Annotated in this window: 8 protein-coding genes; 5 read left to right on the top strand and 3 right to left on the bottom strand. The window is 70.8% G+C overall.

The genetic code is table 11. The features are described 5' to 3' along the window. From ACWEOE_RS35290 to ACWEOE_RS35280, 3 genes are all read left to right on the top strand, one after another. Nucleotides 1-412 (top strand): transposase (locus ACWEOE_RS35290; RefSeq protein WP_452016970.1); only part of this gene is annotated, 412 nt, incomplete at its 5' end. A gap of 14 nt (nt 413-426) precedes the next feature. After that, nucleotides 427-1,260, top strand: coding sequence for an IS3 family transposase (locus ACWEOE_RS35285; protein ID WP_452016968.1), 834 nt, complete (start codon nt 427-429; stop codon nt 1,258-1,260). Between the two features lie 100 nt (nt 1,261-1,360). Then, nucleotides 1,361-2,092, top strand: a complete 732-nt coding sequence (locus tag ACWEOE_RS35280) for an SDR family NAD(P)-dependent oxidoreductase (protein WP_452016966.1) — start codon at nt 1,361-1,363, stop codon at nt 2,090-2,092. Here the strand turns inward: ACWEOE_RS35280 and ACWEOE_RS35275 are convergent. Beyond that, nucleotides 2,089-3,516 (bottom strand): neutral zinc metallopeptidase, encoded by a 1,428-nt coding sequence (locus ACWEOE_RS35275; protein WP_452016976.1) that lies wholly within the window; start codon nt 3,514-3,516, stop codon nt 2,089-2,091. The genes ACWEOE_RS35280 and ACWEOE_RS35275 overlap by 4 nt on opposite strands. Before the next feature lie 98 nt (nt 3,517-3,614). Between ACWEOE_RS35275 and glgP the strand changes: the two genes are divergently transcribed. Both glgP and ACWEOE_RS35265 read left to right on the top strand, forming a co-directional pair. Next, the gene (gene glgP / locus ACWEOE_RS35270) at nt 3,615-6,158 is read left to right on the top strand and encodes an alpha-glucan family phosphorylase (protein ID WP_452016964.1); all 2,544 of its coding nucleotides are present in this window, start codon (nt 3,615-3,617) and stop codon (nt 6,156-6,158) included. Beyond that, nucleotides 6,158-6,745, top strand: coding sequence for a GNAT family N-acetyltransferase (locus ACWEOE_RS35265; protein ID WP_452016962.1), 588 nt, complete (start codon nt 6,158-6,160; stop codon nt 6,743-6,745). Before glgP ends, ACWEOE_RS35265 begins: the two co-directional genes overlap by 1 nt. On the opposite strand, the gene ACWEOE_RS35260 is transcribed toward ACWEOE_RS35265, so the two are convergent. Beyond that, a complete protein-coding gene (locus tag ACWEOE_RS35260) occupies nt 6,684-7,079 on the bottom strand; it encodes a rhodanese-like domain-containing protein (protein WP_452016960.1) in 396 nt (131 codons plus the stop codon). The genes ACWEOE_RS35265 and ACWEOE_RS35260 overlap by 62 nt on opposite strands. Then, nucleotides 7,076-7,621, bottom strand: coding sequence for a cysteine dioxygenase (locus ACWEOE_RS35255; protein ID WP_452016958.1), 546 nt, complete (start codon nt 7,619-7,621; stop codon nt 7,076-7,078). The genes ACWEOE_RS35260 and ACWEOE_RS35255 overlap by 4 nt, the downstream gene beginning before the upstream one ends. Nucleotides 7,622-7,921: the final 300 nt, after the last annotated feature.

The following is a 7,921-nucleotide window of genomic DNA, read 5'->3' as shown; positions in this document are numbered from 1 at the left end:
CCTCGACAGCGAGGTCGATGGGGTGTCCCGCTGGCCAGTGCAGAAGCTGTATCGACGATGGAAGATGCATGGCAGGCTTGCGCTGGTGAGCAAGTGCAGCAAGGCGTCGTACTCGTTCGAGTTCAAGCTTCTGGCGGTGCAGCGTTTCCTGTCCGGAGAGCTGGCCGCCCAGCTGGCCACTGAGCTGGGGTTGTCGTCTCCGGTATTGCTCAGGACGTGGGCCCGGGTCTATCGGCGCGAGGGCGAGGACGGACTGCGCCCGAAGCCCGGAGGCAGGCCGCCGGGCACTGCCGATAGTGCCCCTGAGCGGGACAGCGAGCTGGATCGGCTGCGCCAGGAGAACGCCCGGCTCCAAGCAGAGATCGCTTTCCTGGGAAAAGTGCGGGCCTTGAGCGAACGCCGGCCGCGGTGAAGGTCCGCGCTGTCGTGTCCCTCAAGGCCGAACACTCCCTTGAGCACCTGCTCGCTGCCGCGGGGCTGGCCCGGTCGAGGTTCTTCTACCACCAGGCCCGCCTGAATCGGCCCGATCCCCGGGCCGAGCTGAAGGAAGCGATCACCGCCACCTTCGAGGAGAACCGGCGCCGAGGGCATCGGGTCGTGCATCGTGAGCTGCGCAAAGCTGGCTGGCAGGTCGCGAAGAAGACCGTGCTCACGCTGATGCGCGAGCTGAAGCTGGTTTGCCTGATCCGCCGCCGGCGGCGCTATGTCTCCTACCAGGGCATGGTCGGCAAGGCCGCTGACAACGTGCTGAACCGGGAGTTCACCGCGACCGCCCCGAACCAGAAGTGGGTCACCGACATCACCGAGTTCCGCGTCTGCGACCGCAAGGTCTATCTCTCGCCGGTGATGGACCTGTTCGACCGGCAGATCATCTCCTACTCGGTCAGCACCTCGCCCAACCTGGAACTCACCACCTCGTGCTTGCGTGATGCTCTGGCGATTCTGGACCAGGGCCAGACACCACTCGTGCACTCTGACCAGGGATTCCAGTATCAGCACCAGTCCTGGCAGCACCTGTTGACCACGGCGGGAGCGACACCATCGATGTCACGCAAGGCCAACTGCTACGACAACACGGTCATGGAAAGCTCTTTCGGCCACCTCAAGGAAGAGATGTTCCACCACACCCGCTACCTCGGCATCGACGCCTTCACCGCCGCGCTGGATGACTACATCACCTGGTTCAACACCGGCCGAGGCCACACACACTGCGAGGGCCTGAGCCCGGTGCAATACCGGACCCAGACCCTCGCTGCCTAGACTCTCAATTACCGAGTCCAACTTTCGGGGCCCACTTCACCACTCGGGGGCCTTTCGCCGTTCGGCGCCGAGACGATCATGACGCGCTAATCTCGAACCCGTGAGCAGCCTGAACGGAAAAACCGCCCTCGTCACCGGCGCCGGACGAGGACTCGGCCGCGCCGTCGCCCTCGGGCTCGCCGAACGCGGTGCCGAAGTCCTCCTCGTCGCCCGCTCCGAGGCCGAGCTCGAGCAGACGGCCGAGCTCGCCGCCGGCCCCACCCGCGTCCTGCCCGCGGACCTCGGCGACGCCGTCGAGATCGCCGCGCTCGTGCACGAGGCCGGCCCGGTCGACGTGCTGGTCAACAACGCGGCCGTCACCCGTCCCGTCGCGCCGACGGCCGAGGCCGACCCGGCCGACTTCACCACCGCGATCGCGGTCAACCTCACCGCGCCGGTCCGGCTCACCGTCGGCGTGCTGCCCGGCATGCTGGCCCGCGGCTGGGGCCGGATCGTCAACGTCTCCAGCGGCGCGGCCACCCACCCCGGCTCGCTCATCGGTGGCAACGCCTACACCACGACCAAAGCCGCCCTCAAGGCCCACAGCCTCAACCTCGCCGCAGAGCTGGCGGGCACCGGCGTGACCGTGAACATCTACCAGCCGGGCATGGTCGACACGGCGATGCAGGCCGACATCCGCGAAGACCGCGGCCTCGCCGAATCCGTCCGCCGTGGTTTCATCGACGCGCACGAGAACGGCGTCCTGATCACCCCGGAAGCGTCCGCCCGAGGGCTGCTCGACCGCCTGCTGGCCGACGACACCGGCGCGACCTGGGTCGCACCCGGGTTCTAGCCGTACTGCTTCGAACAGACCGAAGAACCCTCGAGATACCCCCGCCGCAACGACTCGACCCGGTCGAAGCCGCTGTCGGGGCGCTTGCCGTTCACGTCGGCCGACACCAGGCCGTCGGGCCGCAGCAGGTCGGCGATCGCCTCGTCGAGGTCGCCGGCCGAGAGCCGCAGCGGTCCCGGCTTGCTCGTGACCGCGGCCCACGCGCCCACGAGGCACGACGTGCGCAGCCCGGCGTTCGGGTTGTCCAGCGACGCCCCCACGCCCTTCTGGATCCCCATCGCGTACCGCGACGCAACCTCCGCGAACGCCGCGAAGTCACCCAGCCCCGTGCTCTTCTGCCCGGCCGCCTCGGCTTCCTCGTCCACGGGCTGCGCCAGCTCGGTCAGCCGCGAGACGTCGATGTTCACGGTGTTGTCCGCCGGGCAGTACGAAGCGGGCGGCGTCGACGGTCCACCCGAGCAGCTGCCGTTCCCGGGCACGATCTCGGGTGCCTTCACCCCCGCCCCGCCGAACGCCGAGTCGAGGCTCTTCTTCAGCACTGCCAGCGTCTGCGACGAGATCTTCGCGTCGCCCTTGCCCTTGTCACCGCTGTCGAACGGCCGTTCGGTGAGCCGCGCCTGCACGTTCTGCGCGTTCATGCCCGCGCACTCGTTGGGGCCCTTCTCGAAGCCCGACTGGAACGCGAAGGTGCGGTCGAACGCCGTGCCGTGCGCCTGCCGGTCGGTGCCGCTCGTGCCGGCCTGGTCGCGGATGAAGAACATCGCGGCCATGATCTGGTCCAGGCCTTCGGCGGTCGACACCTGGTAGTACTCGCTCTTGCCCTCGGCCACCCAGCGGAAGTAGCTGCCCGCGAAGCAGTCGGCCTGCTGTTCCTTGACCACGCTCGGCGTGCTCTTCGTGATGCCCGCCTTCGACCCGAGCCGGTACTGGATCGCGTGGCCGAACTCGTGCGCCAGCACGGTGACCACCGACATCGGCCCGAAGCGCTGGCGCAGCATCGGCAGCAGCACGCCGCGGTCCCACGCCACCGAGTCGTCGGCCGAGCAGTAGAACGCGTTCACGAGCTTCTTCACACTGCCGCACGCCGTTTCCTCGGTGTCGGTGTGCGAGTCGTAGGACAGCAGCGACGTCACGGGCTTGAAGTCCTGCCCGAAGTCGGTCGGCAGCGCCTCGCTCCAGTAGGCCTCGACGTCAGCGATCGCCGCCGTCGCGAGCTGGTCGTCCTGGCCGCCTTCGGCGTTCTTCACCGTCAGGTTCGGCCTCGGCGCGCCGCGCTTGAGGCCGCTGTCGAAGTGGGTCACGGGCAGCCCCGCGACGTTGCCGGCCCCGGGCGTGACCGGTCCGGCCGAACCGCTTCCGCACGCCGCCGCGCCGCCCAGCGCCGCCACCACCGCGAGCGCCAGCAGCGCTCCCCCTCGCCTCATCACGCCCGGGACCCTACCCAGCGGGTGTGCTCCGTGTGGGCGTTATCCCCGAACGGGTCACGCGCGACCGGCGCCCGGGCCCGATATGGTCGCTGACCATGCGTGCTGTCCGCCGGTTCACCGTCCGAGCCAGCTTGCCGGAATCGCTCGCGGGCCTCGGTGCGCTCGCGACGAACCTGCGCTGGACGTGGCACCCACCGACCCGCGACCTGTTCGCGTCGATGGACGCCGAGCTCTTCAACGCCATCCGCGACCCGTTGCGGATGCTCACCGCCCTGCCGCCGGAGCGGCTGCGGGAGCTGTCGGTGGACGAGGATTTCCTGCGCCGCACCCGCGAAGCCGCGGCCGGCCTGGAGCAGTACCTCACCGAGCCGCGCTGGTACCAGCGCCGCACCGACGAAGGCCTGCCCGCGGCGGTCGCCTACTTCTCGATGGAGTTCGGCGTCACCGAGGCCCTGCCCAACTACTCGGGCGGCCTGGGCGTGCTCGCGGGCGACCACCTGAAGGCGGCGTCGGACCTCGGCGTGCCGATGGTCGGAGTAGGGCTGCTCTACCGGTCGGGCTACTTTCGCCAGAGCCTGTCGCTCGACGGCTGGCAGGTCGAGCACTACCCGGTGATCGACCCCAACGCGTTCCCGCTCGAACTGGTCACCGAGGACGGGCAGGCCGTGCTCGTCGAGGTCGCCATGCCGGGCGGACGCACGCTGCGCGCGCAGATCTGGCGCGCCCGCGTGGGCCGCATCCCGTTGCTGCTGCTCGACACCGACATCGAGGCCAACGACGAGGACCTGCGCCCGGTCACCGACCGCCTCTACGGCGGTGACGCCGACCACCGCATCCGGCAGGAGATCCTCGCCGGCATCGGCGGGTTCCGGGCCGTGCGGAAGTTCTGCGAGCTCACCGGGCGCCCGCAGCCGAACGTGTTCCACACCAACGAGGGCCACGCCGGATTCCTCGGCCTCGAACGCGCCCGCGAGATCATCCAGACCGACCGCCTCGGCTTCGACGAGGCACTCCCGGCCGTGCGCGCGGGCACGGTCTTCACCACCCACACGCCGGTGAGCGCGGGCATCGACCGCTTCCCCGTCGACCTCGTGCAGCGCTACTTCTCCGACGGCCGGCTCGTGCCCGACATCGACGTGCGCCGCGTGCTGCAGCTCGGCGCCGAGGACAACCCCGGCCTGTTCAACATGGCCCACATGGGGCTGCGGCTCGCCCAGCGCGCCAACGGCGTCTCGGAGCTGCACGGCCGCGTCACCCGGCGCATGTTCTCCCGCCTGTGGCCCGGTTTCGACGACGACGAGGTGCCGGTCTCGTCGATCACCAACGGCGTGCACGGGCCCACCTGGGTCGCGCGCGAGCTGAGCGCGCTGCTGGGCGGCAACCACGACGAGTTCGGCCACGAGGGCCGCACGCCGGGCAGCTCGCTGCGCGACGGCGTCACCGACCAGCAGTTGTGGGAGCTGCGCCGCGAGCTGCGGGAGAAGCTCGTCGCGGAGGTCCGCCGCCGCGTGCGGGCCGCGTGGATGCAGCGTGGCGCGTCGGCACTGGAGCTGGGCTGGACCGAGCGCGTCTTCGACCCGGACGTGCTGACCGTCGGCTTCGCCCGCCGCGTGCCCACGTACAAGCGGCTCACCCTCATGCTGCGCGACCCGGATCGCCTGCGCGCGCTGCTGCTCGACGAGAAGCGCCCGATCCAGATCGTGATCGGCGGCAAGTCGCACCCCGCCGACGAGAACGGCAAGCAGCTGATCCAGCAGATCGTGCGCTTCGTCGACGATCCCGCCGTGCGCCACCGCATCGTCTTCCTGCCCGACTACGACATGTCCATGGCCCGCTACCTCTACCGCGGCTGCGACGTGTGGCTCAACAACCCCGTGCGGCCGCTGGAGGCGTGCGGCACGTCGGGCATGAAATCGGCGCTGAACGGCGGCCTGAACCTCTCCATCCGCGACGGCTGGTGGGACGAGTGCTACGACGGCTCCAACGGCTGGGCCATCCCCACCGCCGACGGCGTCACCGACCCCCTGCGCCGCGACGACCTCGAAGCCGCCGCGCTGTACGACCTGCTCGGCCAGCAGATCGCGCCGCTCTACTACGACACGGATTCCTCGGGCGTCCCCGCCGGCTGGCTGTCGATGGTCTGGCACACGCTGGAGACGCTCGGCCCCCGCGTGCAGGCCTCACGGATGGTCCGCGAGTACGTGGACTCCGGCTACCTCCCGGCATCCCGCATGGTCGCCGCGGCCGTCGACCGGGGTTACGCCGGCGCCCTCTCGCTGGCCGACTACCGCACCAAGCTCGAGGTCTCGTGGCCGCGCGTGCGGATCTTCGACTCCGAGCTGCTCTACGACCACGCTTCCCGCTTGGTCGTCGGCGCCGAGGTCACCGTGCGCGCCCGCATCGACCTCGCCGGCCTCGACCCGTCCGAAGTGGACATCCAGGCCGTGGTCGGCCAGCTGGGCGACGGCGACGAACTCACCGACACCGTCACGGTCCCCATGCACGAAGACGGCATCGGCGCGTTCGCGGCCTCCCTGCGCCTGCCGCGCGCGGGCTCGGTCGGCTACACCGTGCGGGTCCTGCCGAAACACCCGCTCCTGGCGAGCCCGGCCGAGCTGGCCCGCGTGGTCCTCGCCTGATGCCGGAACTGGTCGCACCCACCGCGCGGCTGCACGCCGCCTGGCTCGACGCCCACGCCGAGTGGGGCCCCGGCCGGCACGAAGACGGCTTCGGGCTGGCACCGGCCGACGATGTCGCGTCGCCCGCCGGGTTCGCGGCGTGGGTGGCGCGGCTGGCCGGCGAGGCGCGCGACACGACGTACCGCTGGATCGTCGAGGGCGGCCGGGTCCTCGGCGGCATCGCCTTGCGGCGCGGGCCCGACGACCACGTCGAGTGGGCCGGGCACCTCGGCTTCGGCATCCGGCCGACGGCCCGCGGGCGCGGACTCGCCGGGTGGGCGCTGGGCCGCATGGCCGACGAGGCGCGGGCCCTCGGTCTGGACCGAGTGCTGCTGGTGTGCGAACCGGGCAACACCGCGTCGGCGAAAACCATCGAGCGAGCCGGTGGCGTCTTCGAAGAGGTCCGGGACACCCGGTACGGCCCCGTGCGGCGCTACTGGATCGTTCTCGCCGAACGGCCGGCCGGCGCCGAACACCCCGCAGCGCTCACGGAACCGCCGGCGACCCACCTTCCACAACCGGCAACCCCGCCTCCGCCCAAGCCCTGAACCCACCCGCCAGATCCGTGGCGTTCTTCAACCCCAGCCGCTGCAGATCCGCCGCCGCCAAGCTCGACGAATAGCCCTCGTTGCACACCACGATCGCCGTCGTGTCGGTGGTCACACCCGACAGCCGGTGATCGCTGTCCGGCGCCAGCCGCCACTCCAGGTGGATCCGCTCCACCACCACCGCGCCGGGGATCTCGCCCTCGGCAGCGCGGTTGGCGTGCGGCCGGATGTCCACGATCAGCGCACCCGAAGCCTGCAGAGCGGCAGCACGCGAAGGCGAGACGCGGTCCAGCGACGACCGGGCGTCGGCGAGGAAATCGTCGATCGAGCTCATCGGCCGAGTATGACCGGCAGAGGTGGGATCTCGCTGGGCACGTCGGCCAGCGTCGTGTACTCGCGCGTGGGCACCAGCGGCGGCGAATACGCGTGCACGCTCGCCGCCGGCCGGTCGCCGAGCCCGGTGACCTGGTGCGCGCGCCCGGCGCCGAAGCCGATGCCCTCGCCCGCCGAGTGCGTGCGGCGGCGGATCGGCCCACCGGGATAGCGGTACTCCTCACCCAGCTCGCCCTGCAACACGGTGAACGAACCGGCCGCGCCGCCGTGGTCGTGCGGCTTCGTCCGCTGCCCGGGCAGCCACGACAGCAGCCACAGCTCCAGCCCGTCGGTCAGCGCGAGCCGCGCCCACCAGCGGCGGTCCTCGTCGAACCGCAGCACCTCGCGCAGGCTCGACGTGAGCTCGGTGGTCACGGTCTTCGTCAGGTCGGCCAGCTCACGCGGCGTCCACAGCAGGCGTTCGGGCTGCAGCAGCTGCGGCAGCAGGGGATCAGTGAGCCGCGGGTGGATCTCGAAGTCGGGACGGGTGATCGACGTGGTCAACGCGGGTGCTCCTCAATCAGGGGTGACGGCTGGCGAACGGCACAGCGCGACACGAAACCCGCAGTTCAGCAGGCGTGCCGCGCCCGGCTACACCCGCACGAGGCCACGAGGAGCAGGTCGATCGTGCGCCGGCGCCAGAACGATCCCCGGGCTGCGGGGAGGGCGGCGGACGCGGACCTGGACACGTCACCGATCGTGCCACAACCCGCCGTTTGTACGCTGCGTCGTCTCATCCGCTGGACCCTCGCGCGATGTCAACCCCGGGCGGGTGCGGACGCGCGCGCGTGGGCGGCCACAATG

The organism is Amycolatopsis sp. NPDC004368, assembly GCF_053602515.1.
This window is presented reverse-complemented; position numbering and strand designations above follow the sequence as displayed.